At 70.8% G+C, this 25,643-nt stretch carries 24 protein-coding genes and 1 pseudogene; 9 read left to right on the top strand and 16 right to left on the bottom strand.

Going from position 1 to position 25,643, the window contains the following annotated elements:
* Positions 1-4: 4 nt before the first annotated feature.
* From miv_RS27750 to hslV, 4 genes are all read right to left on the bottom strand, one after another.
* Positions 5-523: a SixA phosphatase family protein gene (locus miv_RS27750; RefSeq protein WP_058618945.1), complete on the bottom strand. Its 519-nt coding sequence runs from the start codon at positions 521-523 to the stop codon at positions 5-7.
* Between the two features lie 4 nt (positions 524-527).
* Positions 528-1,373 carry an AAA family ATPase gene (locus miv_RS27745; RefSeq protein ID WP_207180138.1) on the bottom strand — a complete coding sequence of 282 codons (846 nt, stop codon included), beginning with the start codon at positions 1,371-1,373 and terminating at the stop codon, positions 528-530.
* 114 nt (positions 1,374-1,487) lie between these two features.
* Positions 1,488-2,801 (bottom strand): ATP-dependent protease ATPase subunit HslU, encoded by a 1,314-nt coding sequence (hslU, locus tag miv_RS27740; RefSeq protein WP_207180136.1) that lies wholly within the window; start codon positions 2,799-2,801, stop codon positions 1,488-1,490.
* A 56-nt stretch (positions 2,802-2,857) separates the two neighbouring features.
* A complete protein-coding gene (gene hslV / locus miv_RS27735; RefSeq protein WP_048431164.1) occupies positions 2,858-3,388 on the bottom strand; it encodes an ATP-dependent protease subunit HslV in 531 nt (176 codons plus the stop codon).
* Positions 3,389-3,602: 214 nt separating this feature from the next.
* Here hslV and miv_RS27730 point away from each other — a divergent pair, with 214 nt between their 5' ends.
* Genes miv_RS27730 through miv_RS27720 form a run of 3 tightly spaced genes read left to right on the top strand, consistent with a single transcriptional unit; the run spans position 3,603 to position 4,531 of the window.
* A complete protein-coding gene (locus miv_RS27730) occupies positions 3,603-3,836 on the top strand; it encodes a hypothetical protein (protein ID WP_207180135.1) in 234 nt (77 codons plus the stop codon).
* Positions 3,837-3,842: 6 nt separating this feature from the next.
* Positions 3,843-3,983: a hypothetical protein gene (locus miv_RS27725; RefSeq protein WP_158004093.1), complete on the top strand. Its 141-nt coding sequence runs from the start codon at positions 3,843-3,845 to the stop codon at positions 3,981-3,983.
* Between the two features lie 35 nt (positions 3,984-4,018).
* The gene (locus miv_RS27720) at positions 4,019-4,531 is read left to right on the top strand and encodes a P-loop nucleotide/nucleoside kinase family protein (RefSeq protein ID WP_207183657.1); all 513 of its coding nucleotides are present in this window, start codon (positions 4,019-4,021) and stop codon (positions 4,529-4,531) included.
* Positions 4,532-4,583: 52 nt separating this feature from the next.
* Here the strand turns inward: miv_RS27720 and miv_RS27715 are convergent, their stop codons facing one another.
* The 5 genes from miv_RS27715 to miv_RS27695 form a co-directional block, all read right to left on the bottom strand.
* Positions 4,584-4,922, bottom strand: coding sequence for a DUF6883 domain-containing protein (locus tag miv_RS27715; protein WP_207180134.1), 339 nt, complete (start codon positions 4,920-4,922; stop codon positions 4,584-4,586).
* A complete protein-coding gene (locus miv_RS27710) occupies positions 4,919-5,188 on the bottom strand; it encodes a DUF4926 domain-containing protein (RefSeq protein WP_244748742.1) in 270 nt (89 codons plus the stop codon). Before miv_RS27710 ends, miv_RS27715 begins: the two co-directional genes overlap by 4 nt.
* Before the next feature lie 29 nt (positions 5,189-5,217).
* Positions 5,218-6,321 carry an ATP-dependent DNA helicase gene (locus miv_RS27705; protein ID WP_207180133.1) on the bottom strand — a complete coding sequence of 368 codons (1,104 nt, stop codon included), beginning with the start codon at positions 6,319-6,321 and terminating at the stop codon, positions 5,218-5,220.
* Positions 6,318-8,108: a cation:proton antiporter domain-containing protein gene (locus miv_RS27700; protein ID WP_207180132.1), complete on the bottom strand. Its 1,791-nt coding sequence runs from the start codon at positions 8,106-8,108 to the stop codon at positions 6,318-6,320. The genes miv_RS27705 and miv_RS27700 overlap by 4 nt, the downstream gene beginning before the upstream one ends.
* Before the next feature lie 125 nt (positions 8,109-8,233).
* Complete coding sequence (locus miv_RS27695) at positions 8,234-9,538, bottom strand: cystathionine gamma-synthase family protein (protein ID WP_207180131.1); 1,305 nt, start codon at positions 9,536-9,538, stop codon at positions 8,234-8,236.
* Between the two features lie 248 nt (positions 9,539-9,786).
* Between miv_RS27695 and miv_RS27690 the strand changes: the two genes are divergently transcribed.
* Both miv_RS27690 and miv_RS27685 read left to right on the top strand, forming a co-directional pair.
* Positions 9,787-11,016: an ATPase gene (locus miv_RS27690; RefSeq protein WP_425284154.1), complete on the top strand. Its 1,230-nt coding sequence runs from the start codon at positions 9,787-9,789 to the stop codon at positions 11,014-11,016.
* Positions 11,013-11,666, top strand: a complete 654-nt coding sequence (locus miv_RS27685; protein WP_048431151.1) for a hypothetical protein — start codon at positions 11,013-11,015, stop codon at positions 11,664-11,666. Before miv_RS27690 ends, miv_RS27685 begins: the two co-directional genes overlap by 4 nt.
* 25 nt (positions 11,667-11,691) lie before the next feature.
* Here the strand turns inward: miv_RS27685 and miv_RS27680 are convergent, their stop codons facing one another.
* The 5 genes and pseudogenes from miv_RS27680 to miv_RS27660 all read right to left on the bottom strand — a co-directional run bounded on the left by miv_RS27680 (position 11,692) and on the right by miv_RS27660 (position 16,855).
* Complete coding sequence (locus miv_RS27680; protein WP_207180130.1) at positions 11,692-12,753, bottom strand: MBL fold metallo-hydrolase; 1,062 nt, start codon at positions 12,751-12,753, stop codon at positions 11,692-11,694.
* Between the two features lie 479 nt (positions 12,754-13,232).
* The gene (locus tag miv_RS27675) at positions 13,233-13,625 is read right to left on the bottom strand and encodes a PilZ domain-containing protein (protein ID WP_048431163.1); all 393 of its coding nucleotides are present in this window, start codon (positions 13,623-13,625) and stop codon (positions 13,233-13,235) included.
* Positions 13,626-13,750: 125 nt separating this feature from the next.
* Positions 13,751-13,978, bottom strand: a complete 228-nt coding sequence (locus miv_RS27670) for a hypothetical protein (protein ID WP_048431149.1) — start codon at positions 13,976-13,978, stop codon at positions 13,751-13,753.
* A gap of 240 nt (positions 13,979-14,218) precedes the next feature.
* Positions 14,219-14,739 (bottom strand): annotated as a pseudogene (locus miv_RS27665) (cysteine hydrolase family protein).
* 73 nt (positions 14,740-14,812) lie between these two features.
* Positions 14,813-16,855 (bottom strand): NAD(+) synthase, encoded by a 2,043-nt coding sequence (locus miv_RS27660; protein ID WP_207180129.1) that lies wholly within the window; start codon positions 16,853-16,855, stop codon positions 14,813-14,815.
* Positions 16,856-18,215: 1,360 nt separating this feature from the next.
* On the opposite strand from miv_RS27660, the gene miv_RS33955 reads away from it, so the two are divergent.
* The 3 genes from miv_RS33955 (at position 18,216) to xth (ending at position 23,369) form a co-directional block, all read left to right on the top strand.
* Positions 18,216-21,428, top strand: a complete 3,213-nt coding sequence (locus miv_RS33955; RefSeq protein ID WP_483310131.1) for a DNA translocase FtsK — start codon at positions 18,216-18,218, stop codon at positions 21,426-21,428.
* 154 nt (positions 21,429-21,582) lie between these two features.
* Positions 21,583-22,539, top strand: coding sequence for an outer-membrane lipoprotein carrier protein LolA (locus tag miv_RS27650; protein ID WP_048427458.1), 957 nt, complete (start codon positions 21,583-21,585; stop codon positions 22,537-22,539).
* Positions 22,540-22,559: 20 nt separating this feature from the next.
* Complete coding sequence (gene xth / locus miv_RS27645; protein WP_207180127.1) at positions 22,560-23,369, top strand: exodeoxyribonuclease III; 810 nt, start codon at positions 22,560-22,562, stop codon at positions 23,367-23,369.
* 101 nt (positions 23,370-23,470) lie between these two features.
* Here xth and miv_RS27640 read toward each other — a convergent pair whose 3' ends face one another.
* Positions 23,471-24,268: an MBL fold metallo-hydrolase gene (locus miv_RS27640; protein ID WP_207180125.1), complete on the bottom strand. Its 798-nt coding sequence runs from the start codon at positions 24,266-24,268 to the stop codon at positions 23,471-23,473.
* A gap of 238 nt (positions 24,269-24,506) precedes the next feature.
* Entirely contained in the window at positions 24,507-25,055 is a 549-nt protein-coding gene (locus tag miv_RS27635; protein ID WP_207180124.1) for a DUF892 family protein, read from the bottom strand.
* Positions 25,056-25,370: 315 nt separating this feature from the next.
* Here miv_RS27635 and rpsO point away from each other — a divergent pair, with 315 nt between their 5' ends.
* Entirely contained in the window at positions 25,371-25,640 is a 270-nt protein-coding gene (rpsO, locus tag miv_RS27630) for a 30S ribosomal protein S15 (protein ID WP_048427462.1), read from the top strand.
* Positions 25,641-25,643 lie beyond the last annotated feature (3 nt).

The raw sequence follows: 25,643 nt of genomic DNA, 5'->3' as shown, positions 1-25,643 counted from the left end.
GCCCTCACTCGTCCTCGCCGTGGCCCAGGGTCTTGGGCGTCACGAACCGCTCGACATTGCCCTCCCCGGCCTCGACCTCGCCCCACGACGCCACCGGCAGGTCGATCACCGCGATCGCCGCCGTCGGGTACTTCCTGGTCAGGGTGCGGCGCTCGTCCCCGGGCTTCGACAGGAGCCGGGCGAGGTCCTGGAAGCCCGGATTGTGGCCGATCATCAGGGCGGTCGCGACCTCGTCCGGGAGGCTGTGCACCACGTCGAGGAGGCGCGAGACCGGCGCCTCGTAGATCTGCGGCACGGTCTCGTCCGGCACGGTCCCGAGGGCCGGCCGGACGAGATCCCAGGTCTCCTGCGTGCGGCGGGCCGGTGAGACCAGCACCCGGTCGGGGATCAGGCCCTCCGCCGCCAGGTAGGCGGCCATCTTCGGGGCGGCTTCCCGACCGCGGGGGGCGAGCGGCCGCTCGAGGTCGGAGGCGCCGTCCGGCCAGTCGGACTTGGCGTGGCGCAGGAGGATCAGGCGGCGCATCGCTCTAGCGTCCCTCTCGGCGGCTCAGGAAAGCGAGCTTCTCGAACAGCCCGACATCCTGCTCGTTCTTCAGCAATGCCCCGTGCAGCGGCGGGATCAGCTTGCGGGGATCGCGCTCGCGTAAGCTCTCCGGGCCGATATCCTCGGCCATCAGCAGCTTCAGCCAGTCGAGGAGCTCGGAGGTCGAGGGCTTCTTCTTGAGGCCCGGGGCCTCGCGTACCTCGAAGAAGACCCGCAGGGCCTCCTCGACCAGGCGCTGCTTGATGCCCGGATAGTGCACGTCGACGATGGCTTTCAGCGTGTCGGCGTCCGGGAACTTGATGTAGTGGAAGAAGCAGCGGCGCAGGAAGGCGTCCGGCAGCTCCTTCTCGTTGTTCGAGGTGATGATGACGATCGGGCGGCGCGCCGCCCGGACCGTCTCGCCGGTCTCGTAGACGTGGAACTCCATCCGGTCGAGTTCGAGCAGGAGGTCGTTCGGGAACTCGATGTCGGCCTTGTCGATCTCGTCGATCAGGAGCACCGGCCGCTCGGGGGCCGTGAAGGCGTCCCACAGCTTGCCGCGGCGGATATAGTTGGCGATGTCGGAGACCCGCGGGTCGCCGAGCTGCGAATCGCGCAGGCGCGAGACCGCGTCGTACTCGTAGAGGCCCTGCTGCGCCTTGGTGGTCGACTTGATGTGCCAGGTCAGCAGCGGGGCCCCCAGGCCCCGGGCGATCTCCTCGGCCAGCACGGTCTTGCCGGTGCCCGGCTCGCCCTTGACGAGGAGCGGCCGCTCCAGGGTGATGGCGGCATTGACCGCGATGGTCAGGTCGCCGGTGGCGACGTAGTTCTCGGTTCCGGAAAAGCGCATCGGGCTCGTGTCACGTCGTTCGAGGATCCGGCCCGACCCTATGCGGGGACGGCCGTGCTGGCGAGACCCGCCCTGGCGGTTCGCCCGGGTGCCGGGGCATCCGGGCGGCCCGGCTCAGAGGATGAACCGGCTCAGATCCGCGTTCTGCGCCAGGCTCTCGACCCGGTCGCGGACATAGGTCGCGTCGATCGTCACCGTCTCGCCGGAACGGTCGGGTGCGGTGAACGACACGTCGTCGAGCACCCGCTCCAGCACCGTCTGGAGACGGCGCGCGCCGATATTCTCGACCGAGGAATTCACGTCGACGGCGACCTTGGCGAGCGCGTCGATGGCGTCCGCGGTGAAGTCGATCGTGACGCCCTCCGTGCCCATCAGGGCGACCGCCTGCTTGGTCAGGCTCGCCTCGGTCTCGGTCAGGATGCGGCGGAAATCGTCGACGGTCAGCGGGCTCAGCTCGACCCGGATCGGCAGCCGCCCCTGCAGCTCCGGCAGCAGGTCGGAGGGTTTCGAGACGTGGAAGGCGCCGCTGGCGATGAACAGGATGTGGTCGGTCTTCACCGGCCCGTGCTTGGTCGCCACGGTGGTGCCCTCGATGAGCGGCAGCAGGTCGCGCTGCACGCCCTCGCGCGAGACGTCGGCGCCGGACCGGCCCTCCCGGGCGCAGATCTTGTCGATCTCGTCGAGGAAGACGATGCCGTTGTCCTGCACGTCGCGAAGCGCCTCCTGGACCACGCTGTCCTGGTCGAGGAGCTTGTCGGATTCCTCGCTGATCAGCGGCGCATAGGCGTCCCGCACGGTCATCCGCCGCGGCTTGCCCTTCTGGTTGCCGAGCGCCTTGCCGAGCATGTCGCCGAGGTTGATCGCCCCCATGGCGGCACCCGGCATGCCCGGGATCTCGAACATAGGCATCCCCTGCGGGGCGCCGCCGGCCAGTTCGAGCTCGACCTCCTTGTCGTCGAGTTCGCCGGCGCGCAGGCGCTTGCGGAAGGCGTCGCGGGTGGCCTGGCTGGCGGTCGGGCCGACGAGGGCGTCGAGCACCCGGTTCTCGGCCGCGGCCTCCGCCTTGGCCTGGACGCCGCGGCGCTTCTCGTCGCGCTTCAGGCCGATGCCGACCTCGACGAGGTCGCGCACGATCTGCTCGACGTCGCGGCCGACATAGCCCACTTCCGTGAACTTCGTCGCCTCGACCTTCAGGAACGGCGCCCCGGCGAGCCGCGCCAGGCGGCGCGAGATCTCGGTCTTGCCGCAGCCGGTCGGGCCGATCATCAGGATGTTCTTCGGCGCCACCTCCTCGCGGAGCGGGCCCTGGAGCTGCTGGCGACGCCAGCGGTTGCGCAGCGCGATCGCGACCGCGCGTTTCGCGTCGCCCTGGCCGACGATGTAGCGGTCGAGCTCGGAAACGATTTCGCGGGGGGAGAAGGTGGTCATGAGGCTCTTCGGGCGGGCCCACGGCCCTGTGCGAGGGGGGTGAGTGGGGCGACCGCTCAGGCCGCGTCCAGGCTCTCGATCACCAGGCTGCCGTTGGTGTAGACGCAGATCTCGGCGGCGATCCGCATGGCGCGGCGCACGATCGCCTCGGCGTCGAGGTCCTGCTCCTCCAGCGCCCGGGCGGCGGCGAGCGCGTAGTTGCCCCCCGACCCGATCGCCATCACGCCGCCCTCGGGCTCCAGCACGTCGCCGGCGCCCGACAGGAGCAGGCTCACATCCTTGTCGGCCACCAGCATCATCGCCTCGAGGCGGCGCAGGTAGCGGTCGGTGCGCCAATCCTTGGTGAGTTCGACGCAGGCGCGGGTGAGCTGGCCGGGATACTGTTCGAGCTTCGCTTCCAGCCGCTCGAACAGCGTGAAGGCGTCGGCGGTGGCGCCGGCAAAGCCCCCGATCACCGACCCCTTGGCGAGGCGGCGGACCTTGCGGGCATTGCCCTTGACGATGGTCTGGCCGAGGCTGACCTGCCCGTCGCCCCCGATCACCACCCGGCCGCCCTTGCGCACCATCAGGATCGTCGTCGCATGCATGCGGGGGGCGCCCCCCGCGTCGTCATTGGCCAAGGATGTCTCTCCGGGGCAGGCTGTCTTCGTCGTGCTGCGGCGTAGGTGGGGGTTCCCGGGGCGTTCGTCCAGCCGGGGCTAGGGTGCGGAGCGGAGATCCTGGTGTCCGGCGCCTACCTGACGCAGGGTGATGTGATACGATAGCGCGAAACGACACTCGATCGCTCCCGCCGGACATCCGATGCCTCACGGCGACCCGAAGCACCGCGCGAAACGATTCAACGAGGGAGCCAAGCTGCTCGCTTCCCTGTTCAACTCACTGGCCATCGCCGTCTTCGGCGCGACCTTCGTGATTCCGATCGCGCAGGGCCGATACGATGTTTTCGCCCATGGCGGAGGACTTCTCCTCGTCGCGGGCGTATGCTTCCACCTCGCCGATCAGGCTGCGCTTCGATTTCTCAGGGCAGAGGACTGACAAACGATGACCACCGCTTACGCATGGCAGATCCTCGGCGTGAGCGCCGCGCTGATCGCCGGCGGTCTGCTCGCTCTCAAGGTCGCGTCGGATCGTTACGACCGCAAGACGCGGGAGATCGAGCAGCGGCAGGCCGCCGGCGAATAAGGTCGGAGCGAGGACCGATGCCGAGGAGCCTCGCGATGCTGATCGTGTTCGCCGGCCTGCCCGGGACCGGGAAGACCACCATCTCCCGCGCCGTCGCCCAAGCCCTCGCGGCGACCCATCTGCGCATCGACGTCATCGAGCAGGCGATCCGGGATGCGGGCGTCCTGGCCGGCCCAGTCGGCGCGTCGGGCTACGCGGTGGCGCAGGCGCTCGCGGGCGCGAATCTCGGCGAGGGACGGGTGGTCGTGGCCGATTGCGTCAATCCGGTCGCGGCCAGCCGCGAGGGCTGGCGGGCGGTGGCCGCCCGGGCCGCCGTGCGGCTGATCAACGTCGAGGTCGTGTGCTCGGATGCGGAGGAGCATCGCCGCCGGGTCGAGGGGCGGCTCTCCGACATTCCCGGCCTCGTCCCGCCCTCGTGGGAGGCGATCCAGCGCCTCGACTACGCGCCGTGGGACCAGCCGCGCCTCGTCATCGATAGCGCAGCCTTGTCACCTGCGGAGGCCGTCTCCGCCGTGCTGGGGATGATGGCGTCTGGCCCGTTCATCTAAGATCTACCCAGCTTGCATCACTCGGCACGCCACTTGACCGGCACTCGTCGCGTCAGGTGAGCGGCACGGCGGTGACGAGACGCCACATCGCTCCGTCCTGCCATTGCCAGACGCTGCGGACCCGTGGCAGGCGGCCGTCCGGCGTCTCCATCGGTCCCTCGACGATCATCCGGCGGTAGGGTCCGTTCTCCACGGGGCGCAGAATGCACCGAGCGTCGGTGGCCTGCACGATGAGGGCTTCCGCCATGATCTCGGGCTGGCTGGGATCGAAGCCGAAGGCCAGGAAGAACCGTGCTTTCGGGCCGCCTTTGGGATGATCGACATTCAGCAAATAATGAACGAGCTTGCTGCCGGGTACCTCGAGGGCAGGCCGCCACCCGTCCTCGCTCAAGGCACCGAGCGTCCGACGCGCACGAGATCGGCGGCCTTCACCGTCGCCAGTGCCCCCATCGGCTCCGGAAACTCGACGTCATAGGCTTCGCCCGCGTTCCATACGGCGACGACCGTGCCCTCGGTACCGGCGGCGATCGTGTCCCCGTCGTCGGTCGTCACGTCGGTCGTGACCCGGACATCGTCGAGTTCCCGGAGCAGGGCGCCGGGCTCGGCCTTCCGCAAGGTGTAGGACACTTCGATCGACATGCCGGCAGGGTAGCGCACGAAGGCGGATGCGCAAGGCGTTCCGCGCGCTACACCACCACGGTGATCGCCTCCGCCGCCCGGGTCAGCGCCGTGTAGAGCCAGCGCGCCCGGTGCTCGCGGAAGGCGAAGGACTCGTCGAACAGCACCACCTTGTCCCATTGCGAGCCCTGCGCCTTGTGCACGGTGAGCGCGTAGCCGTAGGTGAATTCCTCGGTCTCGCGGCGCAGGATCGCCGGCACCTCCTCCTCGCTGCCGGCGATGACCGAGCGCAGGACCCGGATGTCCTGGGGCTTGCGGCGCAAGGCGGGATCGTCCTCCGGCACCACGTCGAGGCGCACGAGATCGGGGCGGGGGGCGGCGCGCAGGGCCTGCACGGTCCAGGTCGAGCCGTTGAGCAGGCCCTTGGTGCGGTCGTTGCGCAGGCAGACCAGCTTCTCGCCCACCGCCGGCATCGGGTCGGCGTGGCCGATCAGCTCGCGGATGCGGCCATTGTAGAGCCGCCGGGTGCGGTTCATGCCGACCAGGACCTGATCGGCGGCGAGCACGGTCTGAGGGTCGATGTCGCGGCGCGGGATCACCCGGCTCTCGCCATAGGCGCCGAATTCCAGCCGCCCGCCCTCCCGCACCGTCATGGCGAGGCGCACGATCGGGTTGTCGGCGGCCTGGCGGTGGACCTCGGTGAGCATCACGTCGGGCTCGGCCTCGGTGAAGAAGCCGCCGCCCTTCACCGGCGGCAATTGCGCCGGGTCGCCCAGCACCAGGACCGGCGTGCCGAAGGACAGGAGGTCGTTGCCGAGGTCGCCGTCGACCATCGAGCATTCGTCGATGACGACGAGGGCCGCCTTGCTCACCGGCCCGGTGCGGTTGAGGGTGAAGGCGGGCCCGCCCTCGGTATCCTCGCGGGTGCGATAGATCAGGCTGTGGATGGTGGAGGCGTCGGGGCAGCCGCGGGCGCGCATCACCGAGGCGGCCTTGCCGGTATAGGCACAGAACAGCACGCCGCCATCGACATCCTCGGCGAGGCGCTTGGCGAGCGTGGTCTTGCCGGTGCCGGCAAAGCCGAACAGGCGGAAGACCTGCGGGCTGCCGCGCTTCAGCCAGTCCGACACCGCCTTGAGCGCCGCCTCCTGCTGGGCGCCGAGCCCACTCACGAGGTCTTGCCCACGGTGCGGCGGGCCTGGAAGGCGGGAGCCGGCGGCGCCTCCTTGCGGCGCAGGATCGCCCGGAATTCGTCGCGGCGCTCGTGGATCGAGGCGATCACCAGGCCCATCGGCACCCCGACATCGACCAGCACGGCCTCCGAGAGCTGGAGCGAGGCCTCGATCGTCTCCGGCACGGCATCGTCGACGCCCATCTCGTAGAGGGCGGTGGCGTGGCGGGCGTCCCGGGCGCGGGCCACGATGGTCAGGTCCGGCCGCTCGGCGCGGGCGGCCGCCACCACCGCCTCGACGGCGCGGGGCTGATCGAGGGTGACGACCAGCGCCCGGGCGGTGTCGATGCCGCAGCGGCGCAGGAGATCGGGATTGGCCGAATCGCCGAAATAGACCGGATTGCCGAGGCGGCGCTGGTCGGCGACGCGGGCGGCATCCATGTCGAGGGCGATATAGGGCACCTTGTGGCGGGCCAGCATCTCGGCGACGAGCCGGCCGACCCGGCCGTAACCCGCGACGATCACCCGTCCGGGCTGGCGCTCCGCCGGGGGCGGCTCGGCCCGGGCACGGCCGAGCGACGTCCGGTCGATCCGCCGGCCGAGGCGGCGGGCGAGCGCGGCGAGCCCCGGGATCATCACCATCGTGGCGGTGGTGACGACGAGCGCCGCCTGACCGAGATCCTCGGGCACCAGCCCGGCGGCGAGCGCGCTGCCGACGAGCACGAAGGCGAACTCGCCCCCGGGCCCGAGCAGCAGGGCGGATTCGAGCGCCACCGCGCGCGGCAGGCGCAGGGCGGTCGCGATCGCGACGATCACCCCGCCCTTGAGGACGAGGAGGCCGAGGGCGAGCCCCAGGATGGTCAGCGGCGTCTTCATCAGGACCGCCGGATCGATGCCCATCCCGACCGAGACGAAGAACACCCCGAGCAGCAGGCCCTTGAACGGGTCGATCGTCGCCTCGATCGCCCGGCGATACTCGGTCTCGGCCAGCAGCAGCCCGGCCACGAAGGCGCCGAGCGTCATCGACAGCCCGCTCGCCGCGGCGACGAGGGCGGTGGCCGCGATGACGAGGAGGCAGGCCGCCATGAACAGTTCGGGGCTGCGGGTGCGGGCGACGAGCTGGAACAGCGGCCGCAGGCCGAGCCGCCCCACGCCGACGAGGAGCGCCAGCGCCACCGCGGCCTGGCCGAGCGCGATGGCGAGGCCCGTGACCGCGTCGCCGTCCTTGCGGCCGAGCACCGCGATGGCGAACAGGACGGGCGCGACGGCGAGGTCCTGGAACAGCAGCACCGCGAAGCTCGCCCGGCCGGCCGGCGTGTTGAGGCGCTTCTGCTCGGCCAGGACCGGCAGCACGATGGCGGTGGAGGAGAGCGCGAGCGCCAGCCCGACCAGGATCGCGGCGGTGGGCGGCACCTCGAGCGCCATCAGCACCGCCCCGACGAGGAGGCCCGACACCACCACCTGCAGCGAGCCGAGGCCGAAGACCAGGCGGCGCAGGATGCGCAGGCGCTCCCAGGACAGCTCGACCCCGATCATGAACATCAGGAAAACCACGCCGAGCTCGGCGAGATGCGCGATCTCGGTGCGGTTCGAGATCGTCACCGCACCCAGCCACGGCACCGTCTCGGTGAGCCGCCCGAGGCCGGACGGCCCGAGGAGCGCCCCCGCCCCGATGAAGCCGAGGACCGGGCTGACGCGCAGGCGGTGAAACAGCGGCACCACGATCCCGGCGGTGACCAGGAACAGGATGACTTCCTTGTAGGAGCCGGACGCGGCGTGCTCGGTCATCGGGTGCGGCGGGGCCTTCTCGGTTCGCGGGAGGGGGCCCCGCCGACGAGGCGCAGCCGGGGCCGGCGCCATCATGCGGAGGGCCCCCGCCGGGGCAAGCCAAAACGGGCCGCGCCCGGCGCTTTTCAATCCAGGGTAGCGAGCGCCGCCTGCAAGTCGGCCGCCAGATCCTCCGGATGCTCGATGCCGATCGAGACCCGGATGGTCGCGTCGGTGATGCCGAGCCGGTCGCGCACGGCTTTCGGCACGCCCGAATGGGTGGTCGAGGCCGGGTGGCTCGCGAGCGATTCGGTGCCGCCTAAGCTCACCGCGAGCTTGAACAGCTGGAGCGCGTTGAGCACCCGGAACGCCTCCGCTTCGCCGCCCGCGACGTCGAACGAGAAGGTCGAGCCGGGCGCCGCGCATTGCGCCGCGTAGACCCGGGCCGCGCCGGAGCCGGGCTCGAGATGGCCGAGATGGTGGAGCTTCGTCACCTTCGGGTGGGCGCGCAGGCGCTCCGCGATGATCTCGCCGTTGCGATTGGCCTTCTCCATCCGCAGGGTCAGGGTCTCGAGCGAGCGCCCGAGCATCCAGCACGAATGCGGATCGAGCTGGGTGCCGATCGCCGAGCGCAGCAGCCGCACCGGCTTCATCCGGGCCGACGACCCCAGCGCCGCCCCAGCGATGAGGTCCGAATGGCCGCCGACGTATTTCGTCAGCGAGTAGACCGAGATGTCGGCGCCGTGCCGCAGCGGATGCTGGAAGAGCGGGCCGAGCAAGGTGTTGTCGCACACCACCACGGGCGCGTGGCCCTCCTGGCCGGCGCCGATCCGGTCGGCCGCCGCGCGGACGAGCGAGAGGTCGACCAGCGTGTTCATGGGGTTCGACGGGGTCTCCACCATCACGACGCTGACGCGCCCGCCGCCCTTGCGCGCCAGGGCCGTCGCGGCGTCGGCGGCGGCCGCGATGCTCGCCTCGTCGGTGCCGTCCTGGAAGCCGACGGCGCCGATACCGAGACCGGCGAGCGTCTTGGCGATCAGCGTCTCGGTGCCGCCGTAGAGCGGCTGGGAATGCAGCACCACGTCGCCGGGCCGGGCATGCGCCAGGATCACGGTGGCGATGGCCGACATGCCCGACGAGAACAGGAGCGCGGCCTCAGCCTCCTCGAACACCGCCAGGCGGTCCTCGACGATCTCGCTGTTGGGGTGGTTGAAGCGGGAATAGACGAGGCCCGCCGCCTCGCCGGCCGGCGGCTCGCGCCGCCCCGACACGTAGTCGAAGAAGTCCTTGCCGTGCTCGGCGGAGGTGAACACGAAGGTCGAGGTGAGAAAGACCGGCGGCTTCACCGCCCCCTCCGACAGGGCCGGATCGTAGCCGTAGCCGAGCATCAGGGTCTCGGGCGCCAGCCGGCGGTTGCCCAAACGGTCCTTGTGGTAGCGGTCGTCCGACATGCGGGGCCTCGCTCCGGTCTCTGGCGACGCCGGCTCGAGCGGCGTCGGATTCGGCGCATGACGGCGCCACACGCGCTGAATCTAACGCGATCCGTCGCGTTTTGCGGTGCGTAAAGCACAAACGGGACGCTGCGCCGCGGCATCCCGCGCTCGCCCAGGGCGCAATTTCGGCGCAAAACCCGCTTAGCGGGAAGGATTGAGATTCCGTGTACGCACCCGCCCCCGAGGGGGCGAGGCGAGGAGTTGTGATGGGCCGACAGCCTCCCGATCGGGTGATCGTGCGCGAGCGGCGCGCCTGGGCCGACGAGACCGACGCCTGGAAGCAGGACCGGGCGGTCCGCAAGGGATACCGCATCCGCTGGGGCTACGTCGGCATCGCCTACGTGGTCGAGGCGCTGGTGATCTGCACCTCGCTCGCCGGCGCGTGGTTCTTCGCCGAGACCTATGCCGACCGCAACGACCAGAGCTTCTGGTTCATGCTGATGGCGCCGATCGTCTACGCGGCGATCGAGCTGTGCCGGGTGCCGCTCGGCATCCTGATCCGGGTGCAGCGCGACTGGCTGATCAAGTCGCTCGCGATCGTCGGCATCGTGATGGCGGCGGGCGTGACCACCAAGTCGGTGTCGCAGCTCGGCGAGATGATGTTCCACCCCCGCCTCGCCGAGGCCTCGAAGGCCCGGACCCTGTTGAAGGAGGCCGAGGCCGACCGCGGCACGATCGACAACCGCATCGCCCAGGCCGATGCCCGGGTGGCGCAGTACACGGCGGAGGCCGCTTCGCTCGAGAGGCGCACCACCGAGGCCTCGTCCCAGCTCGCCGGCCTGCCGGGCCAGCGCTGCGAGCGGCTCTCGGGCACCAACAGCCGCGGCAAGCGCTACAGCTACATGCGCTGCGTCACCGATCCGCGCACCGCCACCATCGCGGGCAGCCTGAAATCCGCCGGCGACGAGCGCGCCGTGGTGGCCAAGAATCTGGCGGAGGCCCGCGCCGCCCGGGCGCAGCTCGACCGCGCCGCCGCCGACCGGCGGGTGACGGAGGCCGAGGGCGCCTACCGCGACGCGGTGCGCCGCTCGCAGCTCCACTCCTTCACCGCCATGGTGTACGGCGCCGACCCGATCGACGTCACCGACCAGCAGGTCCACGCCTTCCTGCGCATCTTCGTCTTCGCGCCGGCGCTCTGCGCCGCCTTCGCCTCGACGCTGCTCGCGCTCTGCGCCGTGCAGGTGCGCAAGACCTACCGCGACGAGGACGACCTCGACACGGTGATGCAGGCCGAGGGCATGCCGCTTCTCCTCAACCAGATGGCCGAGAGCGCGACCCAGATCCAGGACGCGCAGCGGGCGATGCGCGAGGCCGCGGTGGCCTCCGGCGCCGCCATTCCCCTCGACCAGCGCCGCTCGCCCACCGTGCCGCCGACCGGCACGCCCCCCGCGGCGCCTTCGCGCGACGACGACCGCATCGAGAGACCGAGACCGTGAGCTACCTCGCACCGGGCACGCCGGAGAACGTCGCGCTCGCCCAGCACGTCAACGGCCGCCTGCGGGCGGAGGCGCGGATCTCCAACGCCCGCGCCTTTCTCTTTCGCGCGATCGGGCTCGGGGCCTTCCTGGGACTGGCGGGCGCCGGGCTGGGCGCCGCCTTCTACGGCTACGCGACGATGAACGAGGTCGGGAGCGCGTCGGACACGCTCGCCAAGGCGCTCAGCCAGGCCCTCGAGACCACGACGCTGAAGACGAGCGGCGAGGTCCGGCTCGCCGACAACACCCTCAAGATCGAGGGCGGCCTGCCGGCCTCCAAGGGCCTGCCCGACGTGTCGTCGCTCACCGGCAACCAGGGCAAGTCGGAGGCGCCCGCCAGTGCCGCGGTGCGCACCAGCTTCACGGTGTTCAAGACCGTCCCGTTCCTCGACGGCACGATCGTGACCGGCTGGAACTTCAAGGGCGACGAGCAGAAGCCCGAGCAGCAATACTGCTACCTCACGCGGCCGCAGACCTTCGGCGACGGCACCACCTCCCAGCAGATCACCGTGGCGATGGACGGCAAGGTGCTGCCGCAGCCGGCCAAGTCCGAGATCAACTTCGCGACGATCGCCCGCAGCTGCATCTGGTTCGACCCCTCGAAGCTCTGAGGCGGCCGTCCCGGCCGGAATCCCCTCATCCGCCCCAGACCTGCCCGGGGCGGAGCGCCAGGAACCGCTCCGCCGGGACGTCCGCCGCCGCGAGCGCCCGGCCCAGCGCCTCGGCGGGCTCCCCCGGGCCCTCGTTGGTCAGGCGGAACGTGCCCCAATGGTGGCCGAGCGCCTGCTCGGCCCCGACCTCCCGAAACACCCGCACCGCCTCCTCGGGGTTCATGTGCTGGGGCTGCATGAACCAGCGCGGCTCGTAGGCGCCGATCGGCAGGGTGGCGAGGCGCGGCGCGCCGAAGCGCTCCCGCACCGGCCGGAAGATCGCCCCGTCGCCGTAGCCGGTATCGCCGACATGGTAGAGCACGCCCCGCGGCGTGGTGAGCACGAAGGCGCACCAGAGCGCCATGCGCCGGTCGTTCACGCCCCGGGCCGACCAGTGATAGGCGGGCACCAGGTGCACGACGATCCCGCCGCCGAGATCGACCGATCCGCCCCAGTCCCGGGTCTCGACCGGGATCGTCGCGTCGTAGCTGCGGATGATCGCGTCGTTGCCGAGGGGCGCCACGAAGGTCGGGGCATGCTCGGCCCAGAGCCGGGCCAGGATCGGCCCGTCGAGATGGTCGTAGTGGTTGTGGGTGATCAGCACCGCGTCGATCGGCGGGAGCGCCGAGAAGGCGATGCCCGGCGGATTGGCGCGTTTCGGCCCGGTGAAGCCCACCGGGCTCGCGCGCCGGGCATAGACCGGATCGACCAGGATGTTGCGGCCAGCGACCTGGATCAGCAGGCTGGCATGACCGATATGGACGACCCGCAGGCCCTCGACCCGCTCGGGCGGCGCATCCTGCGGGTACGGGCTCGGGACCTGGGCCGGCCAGGCCTCCCGCCCGCCGCCGAGCTGCCAGCGCGCGACCTCGCCGACGCCCTTGTCCTGCGGCTGCCCCGGCGAGAAGAACCTCACCCCGTCGAAATGGTCGCTCACGGGCCCCTTGTAATAGGGGTTGCGGCTGCGCCGGTGCGCGGCGTAGCCGACGCCGCCGAGCGTCATCACCGTCATGGCGCTGGCGAACTTGAGGAAGCCACGGTTCTTCATGCCTGCGGAGATGACCGATCGCAGGCCAGGGTCAAGATGCGCGCCCGCGGACCCTTCGCCGCGCCCGAACCGCATTGCACAACGCCGCCGAATGGTTACATTCGTCCCATCGGCAACAACAGGAAGGAGGTGATCCAGTGTCTCATTGTCATCAGCCGCGGTCGTCTGCGCGCCGGACCTGGATCGTCGCCTCCGGCTTCACGGCCTGAGCGCACGACGAACTATCCGGGATCGGTGATGATCCTGCGGAATTGCTGATGCAATTCTAATCGATCGGTCGGACCGCGGTTCGGCAATGGAAGGGCTGCCCCGGCAACGGGGCGGCCCTTCGCATGTTCGGGGTATCGATCGGCTCGGCAACGGGAGCCGACCGGCAATCCGCCGGGGATGGGGGCTGCGCAATCACGCGACAGCGTACAGCGGAGTCGCCTCGCAGGACGGTTGTGGCTCCGCTGGACGATGGCGGATCGATGGGATTCTTACGCCGTCCGCTCCAGCAGCATCGCCTCGGCTTCCTTGAGCTGCCGACGCAGAGCGGCGTTCTCGGCTTCGAGTTCGTGAATGCGGGCGAGCAGGGCCGCCACAGATGGCTCCGCGGCGGTCGGCGCCGAGGCGCGGACGAGTTCCTCCGCGAAGGTGACGCCGATGCTGTCGTCCTTGCGCCAGCGCAGGGTCGCCTTGTGAGTCCGTTCCTTGGCGGGGATGAAGAGATCGAAGCCGTCCGGCAGGGTGGCGGTCTGGCTCAGCATCAGCCGCGCGCCGGAACCCGACAGGTCCCGGATCAGGCAATCCATGCTGGAATTGCCGTTGTTGAAGATGATGCGCCCCTTCAGGAACGTCCGCAGGCGAGTCTCCCTGCGCAGCTCGGACATGTCGGACATGGCGGCCAGCCCCGTTCGGCCTCGCGGGTTTCGGTTCGCGGGGATCATGCGCCGCGGACCTTTAAGGAATGCTCGCCGCGATCCCCGAGTCCCCGTCCCTGACGGCGCGCCCGATCTCAGCCGTGCCCGCCGCCCATGCTCTGGAACAGGTAGAAGCCGTTGAAGCGCACCGCGGTCGCGGCAGCCGCACCGTCGAAGCCAACGGGCCGGGGCGTGCTGCCGTCGAGCTTGCCGCCGAACGCCCAGCGGGCCTCGGTTACGAAGGCCGGCACGGCGTAGTCCTCCGGCACCGCGCAGACCAGGCCGTCGAGGCTCTTCAGGCAGAACAGGTTGTAGCTTCGCATCGGATCGCCTCCGCTCGCAGGTGCTGCCCTCGCAGGTGCTACCATGGCGTCCATCCGGTAAGGCCCGATTGGGCCGAGACTATGTCAAGCCTTCCGGTAGGGCGATACCGCGATCTCGGCTGTTTCGCCAAGTGCGTTCCGGCACAGATCGATGCAATCACGAAAACGTGCGGGTTCGGAACCGCGAGACGACGCGGGAAACATCGTGAAAACAACCGGCAGCCGAGCTTGGGCGGGTCATCATCGTTCCGTTAACTCGGACAAATTCCAGTTTTGCAGAATCTGTCCGGTGGTCGCAATCTCGAGTTGTTGTCCGAAGCGCTGCCGGTAGAGGGTCATCATCGCGTCGTGGGTGTCGTCCGACGAGGAGCAGACCGCATCGGTGGCGAGCACGATGCGGTAGCCACGGTCGACCGCCCCGAGCACGGTCGCCAGCACGCAGACGTCGGTCTCACCGCCGGTGATCACCAAGGTCTCGGCCCGGCGCGCCCGCAACGCGCTCTCCAGGTCCGGCTCCATCCAGGGCGAGTCCACGGTCTTGTCGACGACCTCGCCGGGGGCACGAGCGCGGCAAGGTCGGGGACCAGATCCACCATCGCCTCGCCGAGGCGCCCCACCGTCATCTCGGCCCAGCGTTCCCAGTAGCGCTTCCAGCAGCCCCGCCCCTCGCTCGGGTGGCGGGCGGGGACGAAGCGGGTGAACAGCGTCCGCTCCGGGACCGCCGCCGCGACGTGGCGCACCCGCAGCAGCACCCGCGCCATCCAGGGCGTGTGCCGGGCGGTCTTCTCGGCCCCGGGGCCCGACCGACGCAGATACTCCTGTGGGGTTTATGGTCTATTCCTGCGGGACGTTGCGCTCCAGCTCGTCGAGCCAGATCCGGGCGTTGCCGTCGGAGGGCGCGCGCCAGTCGCCCCGGGGCGAGAGGGCGCCGCCGGCCGCCACCTTGGGCCCGTTCGGCAGGGCCGAGCGCTTGAACTGACTGAAGCCGAAGAAGCGGCGCAGGAACACCGCGAGCCAGGCCCGGATCTCCGGCAGGGCGTAGGCCCCCCGCTTCGCCTCCGGGAATCCCGGCGGCCAGGGCCCGCGGCCGGCATCCTCCCAGGCCATCAGCGCCAGGAAGGCGATCTTCGAGGGGCGATAGCCGTAGCGCAGCGTGTAGAACAGGGTGAAGTCCTGCAGCGCGTAGGGGCCGATCTTCGATTCGGTGCTCTGGATCGTCCCGCCTTCCCGGGCCGGCACCAGCTCGGGCGAGATCTCGGTGGCGAGGATGGCGTCCAGGGTGGCGCCGACCTCCGCCTCGAACTGGCCGGAGGCGATCACCCACCGGATCAGGTGCTGGATCAGGGTCTTGGGTACCCCGGCATTCACCGCGTAGTGGGACATCTGGTCCCCGACGCCGTAGGTGCACCAGCCGAGCGCCAGCTCCGACAGGTCGCCGGTGCCGATCACGATGGCGTCGTGCTGGTTGGCGAGCCGGAAGAGGTAGTCGGTGCGCAGGCCCGCCTGCACGTTCTCGAAGGTGACGTCGTAGACCTCCTCGCCGCGACCGAACGGGTGGCCCATGTCGGCGAGCATCTGCCGGGCGGCCGGGCGGATGTCGAGTTCGGCCGCGCGGGTGCCGAGCGCCGCCATCAGCCGGTGGGCGTTGCCCTTGGTCTCGTCCGAGGTGGCGAAGCCCGGCATCGTGTAGGTGAGGATGTCGGTGCGCGGCAGGCCGAGCTCGTCGAAGGCCCGGGCCGCCACGATCAGCGCGTGGGTCGAATCGAGACCGCCCGAGATGCCGATCACGACCCTTCGGGTGCCGATCGCCCGCAGGCGCTGGACGAGGCCGGCGACCTGGATCGTGTAGCCCTCGTAGCAATCCTGGGCGAGGCGGGCGGGATCGGCCGGCACGAAGGGGAAGCGCTCGACCCTGCGGCGCAGGCCCAGATCCGCCTCCGGCGGGGCCACCCGGAACGGCACCCGGCGGAAGGCGGGAGCGGATCCCAGGACCTGGCGGGCGTTGTCGTCGAAGCTGCCCATCTGGGCCCGCTCCTGGACCAGCCGGTCGAGGTCGAGGTCGGCGCTCGTCACCTGCGGCTCGGCCGGGAAGCGGGGGCCCTCGGCGATCGCCTCGCCGTCCTCGTAGATCGCGGTCTGCCCGTCCCAGGACAGGTCGGTGGTCGATTCGCCCGGGCCCGCCGCGGCGTAGATGTAGGCCGACAGGCAGCGCGACGAGGCCGAGCGGCAGAGCAGCGCCCGGTTGTCGGCCCGCCCGATGGTGATCGGGCTGCCCGAGAGATTGGCCAGCACCGTGGCCCCGGCGAGGGCTGCCAGCGCCGAGGGCGGCACCGGAATCCACATGTCCTCGCAGACCTCGACCCCGAGGACGAGGCCCGGCAGATCCTCGGCGGGAAACAGCAGGTCGGTGCCGAACGGCGCCTCCAGGGCGCCGAGGCGGATCGTCTCGCCGGTCACCCCGGCGCCGGAGGCGAAATGGCGCTTCTCGTAGAACTCGCGGTAGTTCGGCAGGTAGCTCTTCGGCACCACCCCGAGCAGCCGGCCGCGATGGATCACCGCGGCGGTGTTGTAGACCCGGTTGCGGTGGCGCAGGGGCGCGCCGAGGACGAGGACCGGCATCAGGTCCCGGCTCGCCTCGACCAGGGCGGCGAGGGCGCCCTCGACCCGCGCGAGCAGCGTCTCCTGCAGCAGCAGGTCCTCGAGCGCATAGCCCGACAGGCCGAGCTCGGGAAACACCGCCACCGCCGTGCCGTCCGCGTCGCAGCGTTGCGCCAGCCGCAGGATCTCGGCCGCGTTGGCGTCCGGGTCGGCGATGTGGGTGCGGCCGACGCAGGCCGCGACCCGGGCGAAACCGTGCCGGTAGAGGGATCGGAACATCGTGCGGGCAGCCCCTTCTCGCCGGAAATGCCCCCGTTCCTTAACGCGCCGGCCCGCGACCCGGTACCCGGGGGCCCGTGCCTAATCCGCCGTTAACGATGCCGTGGCTAACTGGGCCCATGCGATGCGGCCGCGGGCCGCCCACACTCAAATCGGCATCATGAGACAATCGGGACGGCCACCCTTCTCCGACTCCTCGCCGCGTGCGCCCCAGCGGGTGCGCGACCATCTGCGCCCGCCCGAGCACCGGGGACGCCCCCTCGGCGTCCTGGCGCAGACCGTGATGAGCCTGCGGGCGATCCTCGCCCGTCGTTTCGCGCCGCCGGCCCCGCCGGCCCAACGCGACTACGCCCTGAGCCGGCGTGCCACCCCGAGCTGGATGGCCGACGCGCTCGTGCGGCCGACGCCGTCCGAGCCCGGCCCGGTCCCGGCCGCCCCGCCCGAGCCGTGGAGCCAGAGCCCGTACGCTCCACCCGCCCACCCTGCGTCCCGCCCGGCGCGGGTGGCCGCGCCGTCCTTCGAGCCGCAGGCCGACGCTTTCTCCCCGGAAGCGTTTTCCCCTGATACCTGGGCGCCGACGCCCGCCCCCGTCCCGACCGAGCCGCCCCGCACCGTCGCGCCCCGGCCGGCGCAGGCCCGCGAGCAGGTGGCGCATAGCCATGGCCCGGAGGCGTTTCGCGAGGCGCCGGCCCGGTCGCCCCTCACGGTGCGGGCCGCCGACGCTTTCGTGCCGCCGGTCGCGCCCGCGCCCGTGGAGCCCTTCCCGTCCGACGAGCCGGAAGGCCTGGCGCCCCCGGCCGTGATGGTCGCGCCCGAGCCGGCAGCACCGCGCCGCGCCTCGACCTGGGCGCCCGATCCGGCCCTCGTTCCCGATGGCGGCTGGGCCATGCCGATCCCGCCCGCCGGCCCGGCCCGGGCCGTGCTGACCCGTGCCCGCCGCCGGGAGGCGGAGCCGTCCGCTTCGCCCGAGCCCGAAGCACGGGTGCGGCCGGCGCCGGAGCGGTCGCCCGAGGCCGGCGTGCGCTTCACCCGCACGCCCGATCACGTGCTGCAGGCGCGCCAGCGCCGGCGCGAGCAGGCCCTGCGCGAGAAGGAGGAGGCCCAGCGCGCCGCGGAGGCCGAGGCCGCCGCCCGCGCTGCGGCCGAGCTCGCCGCCGCCGAGGCGGCGCAGGCCGAGGCGGAGGCCGCCCGGATCGAGGCGGAAGCCGCCGCGGCCGCCGCGGCGGTGCCGATCTGGCGCCAGCCTTTCGTCCTGCCTCCGGGCGTGCGCTTCACCCGCACGCCGGACCATCTGCTGCGCCATTCCGTCGAGGAGCCCGCCCCGGTCGAGACCGCGCCGCCGCACGACACGGCCGGCGAGATGGCGCCCGACGCCGCCCTTCCGGCGGAGCCGCTGGTCCACGGATCCGTCGCGACGGAAGCCCTGCCGGCCGACCCGATCGTCATTGAGGTCGCGGGGGCGTTCCCGGAGGCATCGCCGCTGGCCGAAGCCCCCGGCGTCGCACCGGAGGCTGTCGTCGAAGCCGTTCAGGTAGATTCCGTCCAAGTCCAGGCCGTCGCCACCGAGCCGGCGCGGTTCGAATGCGTGTCGGTCGATCCCACCGCGGTCGAGGCCGCCGCGATCCGGCCCCTCGTCTTCGGCCCGGCTTGCGTCTTCGGCCCCGCCGCTCCCGAGCCGGCGGCTCCGGCTCCCGTCAGCGTCGAGGCCGCCGCGACGTTCGACGAGCCCGATGCCGCCATCCTGGTGCCGGTCGACGTCTCGCACCTGCGCTCCCTGCCGCCGCGCCCGGTCTACGCCCTCGACCGCCTGTTGCAGCACGACTGGACTCACCCGCTCTCGACCAGCCTGGAGCAGGACAACCGTCCGCTGGAGGAGCCGGCCGCGGACGAGCCCGTCGCGGTGAACGAGGCTCCGGCGGCTGCGGACCTGCCGGTCGAGGCGGTCGCGTCGGTCACCGTCGTGCCCGAAGCCTCCCCTGTGGCCGACACGGCGCCCGAGGTCGTCGCCCCGGCGATGCTCGACGTGGCGGAGCAGTCCATCGCGGCGGAGCCGGTCTTCCTGCCGGTCCAGGATTTTCCGGTTCAGGACGCGGAGGCCGTCGCGACGGTCGAGGACGCCCTGGCGGATCTCCCGCCGGCCACGATCCTGCTGCCGGCGCCCGCGCCGATGCTGGCGCTCACCTATGCGCCGCTCGCGGACGCGATCCTGCTGCCGGCGCCGTCCGCGCCGGAGGCGCCGATCCCCGCGCTGCCTCTCCTGTCCGTCGAGGCTGAGACCGCCCCGGCCGTCGCGGACGAGGCCGCGCGGCTGGACGCCGCACCCGTGCCGGCCGACATCGCCGTGACCGAAGCCGCGCCGGTCGCGGTCGCGGTGCCTGACCCCGCGCCGGTCGCGCCGATACCCTCGACCACGACGGCGTTCGCCTCCACGTCCTTCTCGTCGACGTCCTTCGCCTTCGCGCCGGTGCCGTGGTCGTTCATCGCCGCGGACGCGCAGCCGCTCGGGTCGATGACCCTATCCGAGCCGCTGCCGTCCGCTCCGGCTCCGGCGGAGCCCGCCCCGGCTGCCGCGCCGCAGGCGGGTCAGCCCTTCGTCTACGTGCCGACGGGCCGCCTGAACGCGCAGCCGCCGGCCCCGACGCTGCCCTCCCCCGCGCGCCCGCCGCGGATCATCCTGCCGGTCGCGACGCAGCCGGGGCCGGCTGCCGCGCCATCGGGAGCGGCTGCCGCAGAGGCGGGATCGATCGTCGTGCCGCCGGAGGAGATCGCTCCGCATTCCGTCGCGACGGGGGCGGAAGCCGTGCCGTACCCGATGCCGGCCGCCGAGGAATCCGTCGCCTCCGGGCCTCACGTCATCGCCGGCGCATGGTCGCCCGCGCAGCCGATCGCCGAGCCGCACGGCCTCGTGATCGGCACGACCGGGCTCGCCGTCGATCTCGGTCTCGATGCCGACGACGACGCGGAGGACGAGGACGACATCCTGGCACCGGTCGCCACCATCCCGCTGCGCCAGGCCGCTCGCTTCGAGGTGCCCTACGAGCTGCCCTCGGTCGACCTCCTGGCCGAGCCGCGGGAATCGGACGGCAGCAACCTCGATCCCGAAATGCTGGAGGACAACGCCCTCCAGCTGCAGCAGGTGATCCAGGATTTCGGCGTGCGCGGGGAAATCCTCGCCGTGCGGCCCGGCCCCGTGGTCACGCTCTACGAGATGGAACCGGCGCCGGGCACCAAGTCGAGCCGCGTCATCTCGCTCGCCGACGACATCGCCCGCTCGATGTCGGCGATCTCGGCCCGCGTCGCGGTGGTCCAGGGCCGCAACGCCATCGGCATCGAACTGCCGAACCTCAAGCGCGAGACGGTGTACCTGCGCGAGCTCCTGACCTCGCCGGTCTTCACCGAGACCAAGCAGAAGCTCGCGCTTTGCTTGGGGAAAAACATCGGTGGCGAGGCGATCATCGCCGACCTCGCCCGCATGCCCCACCTGCTGGTGGCCGGCACCACCGGCTCGGGCAAGTCGGTCGCCATCAACACCATGATCCTGTCGCTGCTCTACCGGCTGAAGCCGGAGGAATGCCGCCTGATCATGGTCGATCCCAAGATGCTGGAACTCTCCGTCTACGACGGCATCCCGCACCTGCTCTCCCCCGTCGTCACCGATCCCAAGAAGGCGGTCATCGCCCTCAAATGGGCGGTGCGCGAGATGGAGGAGCGCTACAAGAAGATGGCGCGCCTGGGCGTTCGCAACATCGACGGCTTCAACGCCCGGGTGGCGGAGGCACGGGCGCGGGGCGAGGTGATCACCCGCACGGTCCAGACCGGCTTCGACCGCGAGACCGGCGAGGCGGTCTACGAGGACGAGGTCATGGACCTCTCCGCCCTGCCCTACATCGTGATCGTGGTCGACGAGATGGCCGACCTGATGATGGTGGCGGGCAAGGACATCGAGGGGGCGATCCAGCGCCTGGCCCAGATGGCGCGCGCCGCCGGCCTGCACCTGATCATGGCGACGCAGCGCCCGTCGGTGGACGTGATCACCGGCACGATCAAGGCGAACTTCCCGACCCGGATCTCCTTCCAGGTGACGAGCAAGATCGATTCACGCACGATCCTGGGCGAGATGGGCGCCGAGCAGCTGCTGGGCCAGGGCGACATGCTGTTCATGGCGGGCGGCGGGCGCACGACGCGCGTGCACGGCCCGTTCTGCTCGGACGACGAGGTCGAGCAGGTGGTGGCGCACCTGAAGCGCCAGGGTCGGCCCTCCTACCTCGAGGCGGTCACCGCCGACGAGGAGGCCGAGGAGGCGACCGCCGCCGCGCAGGACGCCCCGGTCATGGACCAGGGCAGCTTCGGCGATCCGACCGCCGACCTCTACGACCAGGCGGTGGCGGTGGTGCTGCGGGACAAGAAGGCGTCCACGAGCTACATCCAGCGCCGTCTCCAGATCGGCTACAACCGGGCCGCCTCGCTGATGGAGCGGATGGAGCGCGAGGGCATCGTCGGCCCCGCCAACCATGCCGGCAAGCGCGAGATCCTGATCGAGCCCGCCCCGCAGCCCGGATCGGACGAGGCGTGAGCGGCCCCGCCGTCGCATATTCGCCACAGGGGGCGGCTCTATGGCGAGACCGTCCCCTCGTGGCACACCCGCTTCCCGGGTGGGCGGGGCACCGGCATTCCCGTGCCGGCCTGTCCCGATCCCTCCCCGTCCGCCCACACGGAGAACCCTGCCGATGACCGGCCGTCCCCGCTCCGGCCCGCTTCGCGCGGCGTCCCTCGGCGCCGCCCTCTCGGTCGCCGCCCTGCTGAGCGTGGCCCCCGCCGAGGCGCAGGTGTCGTCGTTCCTCGACGGCCTGTTCGGCCGCAAGGACCCGGCCGCCGAGGCGCCGCAGCCGGACGCCGGGCCGGGCCAGGTCCCGACGGCCGGCCCAGGAGGCGGTCAAGGAAGCGGTCAGGCTCCCGGCTCCTCCGCCAGGGCACCGCTGCCGCCGCGCCGGCCGGCCTCGCTCGGCGGCGGCAAGGGGACCGCGCCCGAGCCCGTCGAGACCGCTGCGGTGCCGGCCGCCGCACCGGCGCAGGTTGCCGCCGTCACCCCCGCCACCGCCGTCGATCCCGGCAACCCGGCCGCGGTGATCGAGCGCGCCAACGCCTATTTCAATGGCGTCACGACCCTGACCGGCAACTTCATCCAGATCGGCGCCGACGGGCGCAAGATCGGCGGCAAGCTCACCCTCGCCAAGCCCGGCCGCCTGCGCTTCGACTACGACCAGCCCTCGACGCTCGAGGTGATCGCCGACGGCACCTCGGTGGCGGTGCGCGACCGCAAGCTCGCGACCCAGGACCTCTACTTCATCTCGCAGACGCCGCTGAAATTCCTGCTGCGGGACAAGATCGACCTCGCCCGCGACCTCACCGTCACCGACGTGGCGGCCGAGCCGGGCGGCATCCGCATCGTGCTCGACGACCGCTCGACGCTGGGGGGCACCTCCCGCATCGCGCTCTACTTCGACGACGCGATGAAGACCCTGAGCCAGTGGCGGATCACCGACCCGCAGGGCTACCAGACCACCGTGCTGCTCTCCAACCTTCAGCGCGGCCGCGCCGTCGACGGCATGCTGTTCGTCATCAATTACGGACGGGCGGTCGACAAGGAGCTGGAAGCCAAGATGCAGCAGGCCCGCCCCAACTGATTTTTCGCGAGACCCGACCGTTGCGCCTCACCGTCAGCACCTGGAACATCAACTCGGTCCGCCTGCGCATCGACCTCGTGCGCCGCTTCCTCGACGAGGCGAAGCCCGACGTGCTCTGCCTGCAGGAGACCAAGTGCCCGGACGACCGCTTCCCGTTGAAGGACCTGCAGGGCTTCGGCTACCCGCACGTCGTCTTCGCCGGGCAGAAGGGCTATAACGGCGTGGCGATCCTCTCGCGATTGCCGTTGGTGACGCGCGAGGTGATGAGCTTCTGCGAGCGCCAGGACGCGCGCCACATCTCGGCGGTGCTGGGGCCGGAGGCCGGTCCTGCCGCCGGCATCGCGATTCACGATTTCTACGTGCCGGCCGGCGGCGACGTGCCGGACGTCAAGCTCAACGACAAGTTCGCCCACAAGCTCTCCTTCATGGACGAGCTGCGCGCCTGGGGCGGCCGCCGCCCCGCCGGTCCGGCGATCCTCGTCGGCGACCTCAACGTGGCGCCGCTCGAGCACGACGTCTGGTCCCACAAGCAGCTCCTCGACGTGGTGAGCCATACCCCGATCGAGACCGAGCGCCTGGAATCCCTGCGCGGCGAAGCCGGCTGGATCGACACGATGCGCCACCTGCGCCCGCCGCCGGAGAAGATCTATACCTGGTGGAGCTACCGCTCCCCCGACTGGGCCGCCGCCGACAAGGGGCGGCGCCTCGACCATATCTGGGTCACGCCGGATCTCGCCGAGACGGTGAAGTCGGTGACGGTGGCGCGGCATACCCGGGCCTGGGAGAAGCCGTCGGACCATGTGCCGGTAACGGTGGAATTGGAATTGTAGGGCGAAGCCCTGTCGGCAGTTTCCGACGGCCGGTGCTGCCGAACCGGTGACCACTTCGGTGCCAGCCGCTTGTGCGGCCGGCGAGATGACGCTCGGCGTAGCTACCCGGCCTCCTCGAACCTATAGCCGTCGCCTATGCGCTCGACCTGTCCCATGCCCGGACGTCCGAGATGGGCGCCCGCTAGCCATGTTCCCGTGGCCGCAGCGTCTGCGAGGACGCGCAGGCGGGTCATGCGGGCCGTCGCCTGATCGTCGTCGTAGGCCCAGGTCAACGTGGGATGGGCGAACTGCCTGGCGGGGACGTGGACGATGTCGCCGCAGATCAGGATTGTATCCTCGCCCGTGTCCAGACGGTAGCCGGTATGCCCGGGCGCATGGCCCGGGAGGGCAACCGCAGTAACACCCGGTATCACGTCATCGCCGTGGTTGATCGGCGTCAGCAATGTGCGGAAGCGGGAAAGACTTGCATCCGCGTTGAAGGTCGCGGTGGCGGCCTCGGGAATGAGGATGCGGTTGAGGTTCGGGAATGTCTCGTTCCCGTCGCGACTGACGAGACCGTTGATGTGGTCGTTATGTGCGTGGGTAAACAACAGCGTGCGGATCGATGCGGGGCTGAGGCCGGCCTCCTCGAATGCGCGTCCGAGGTAGCCCATGGTATCGTCCCAGCTGCCACCAGCACCGCAATCGATCAGTACGGGATCTTGGCTCGCCTGTTGAATCAAGAAGCAATTGACGGAGAGACGCACTGTCTCATCGGCTAACCGCGAGTCCTGCGGCCTGTCGCCTGGATCCTTGAGCGATAATGCCGGAAGATCGACGTGTCCGTCGGACAATGACCATATCGTCCATGGGCCAGATGTGCAGCCGAAAGCGTTCTGGGTGCGCGCCGCGATCCTCATGTGATCCGCCTCCCTTAAACGTCTGCATCCCCTTAGGGCATGTGGGGAGATAGGGCGGAATCCGGATGGCTCCAAGCGGCGGCGTCTTGCGTGCGCTCGGCAGTTCTTGTTCCGCGAGCAGTCGCGTCGTGCTGGAACGACGAAGGCGGCGGCGGCGCCTCCACGGCCGATCTGCTCCTGCAGGTCGGCCGTGCGTCTCATGCGGTGGCGGCAGGAGTCGTGACTCTCGCCGGCCCTTTTAACGATCCGCCTTCTCGCCCCTCGCCTCCCGGGCGACGAACCCCTTCGTCACCGGCACGATCTGGGCAAACACCGTCTCGGCCATCCGCTCCTCCTCGTTCAAGGACAGGCGCAGGATCTCGATATCCCGCGTGTGTCCCGCCTCCTCGGCCAGCGCGATCAGCGAGGTATAGGCAGCGATCTCGTAGGTCTCGACAGAGTAGTCGGTGTAGAGGTTCTTGAGCACCTCATCGCCGGTCACGCTGTGGACGAGCGCCGCGACGTTGCCGACCGTCTGGGTCACCACGTCCTTCAAGAGCGAGCGGTCCTCGCCGTGGCCGTGCAGCAGGTCGGCGAGGCGGGTGACCTGCTGGTCGGTCTCGCTCTTGTGCAGCCGCAGGGCCTGGGTCAGGTCGGGGTAGGTCTCGTAGCGCTCGATCTGGCGCTGGATCATCTGCGCCGCCTGCTTCTCCAGGGCGTGGGTGTTGCGCAGGGCCGTGACGTAGATCGCCTGCACGGTCTCGTCGCTCTTGGCGTCATTCTTGGCCGCGGTCGCGGTCGGGGTCATCGCACATCCTCTCGTGGGGTGGAGAATGGCGGACAAACTGCTCGGGGGTATTCTGGGTTCGAGCTCGGCCGTGATGCGCCCTCAGATGAGGGCGTGACGAAACCGCACGTGGGCGCGAGCCGCCCGCGGATCCCGGGGGAGTGGCAAGGGCGCTCGGATCGTGTATAGGCTGCGCCACCCTCGCCCGCACACGGCGAGGTTTTTCGCCTTGGCAGACCGCGCTGGACGACATCCCGGCCCGGCCGAGCCCCGTGCGAAAAAGCGGTCCTTCGAGACCGCGCCTCCGCGAAACCGTACCACCTGAAAGGACACGCGATGTCGATCACGGCGGAGCGCAAGACCGCGCTCATCAAGGAACACGCCCGCGGCGGGACCGATACCGGCTCGCCGGAAGTGCAGGTCGCGATCCTCACCGAGCGGATCCAGAACCTCACCGGGCACTTCAAGACCCACACCAAGGACAACCACTCGCGCCGCGGCCTGCTCAAGCTGGTCTCGCAGCGCCGGTCGCTCCTCGACTACCTGAAGCGCAAGGACGAGGCCCGCTACCGCGCCCTCATCGAGCGCCTCGGCATCCGCCGTTAAGGT

Origin of the sequence: Methylobacterium indicum, assembly GCF_017347565.1 — a bacterium.
In the GTDB taxonomy this organism is placed as follows: domain Bacteria; phylum Pseudomonadota; class Alphaproteobacteria; order Rhizobiales; family Beijerinckiaceae; genus Methylobacterium; species Methylobacterium indicum.
This window is presented reverse-complemented; position numbering and strand designations above follow the sequence as displayed.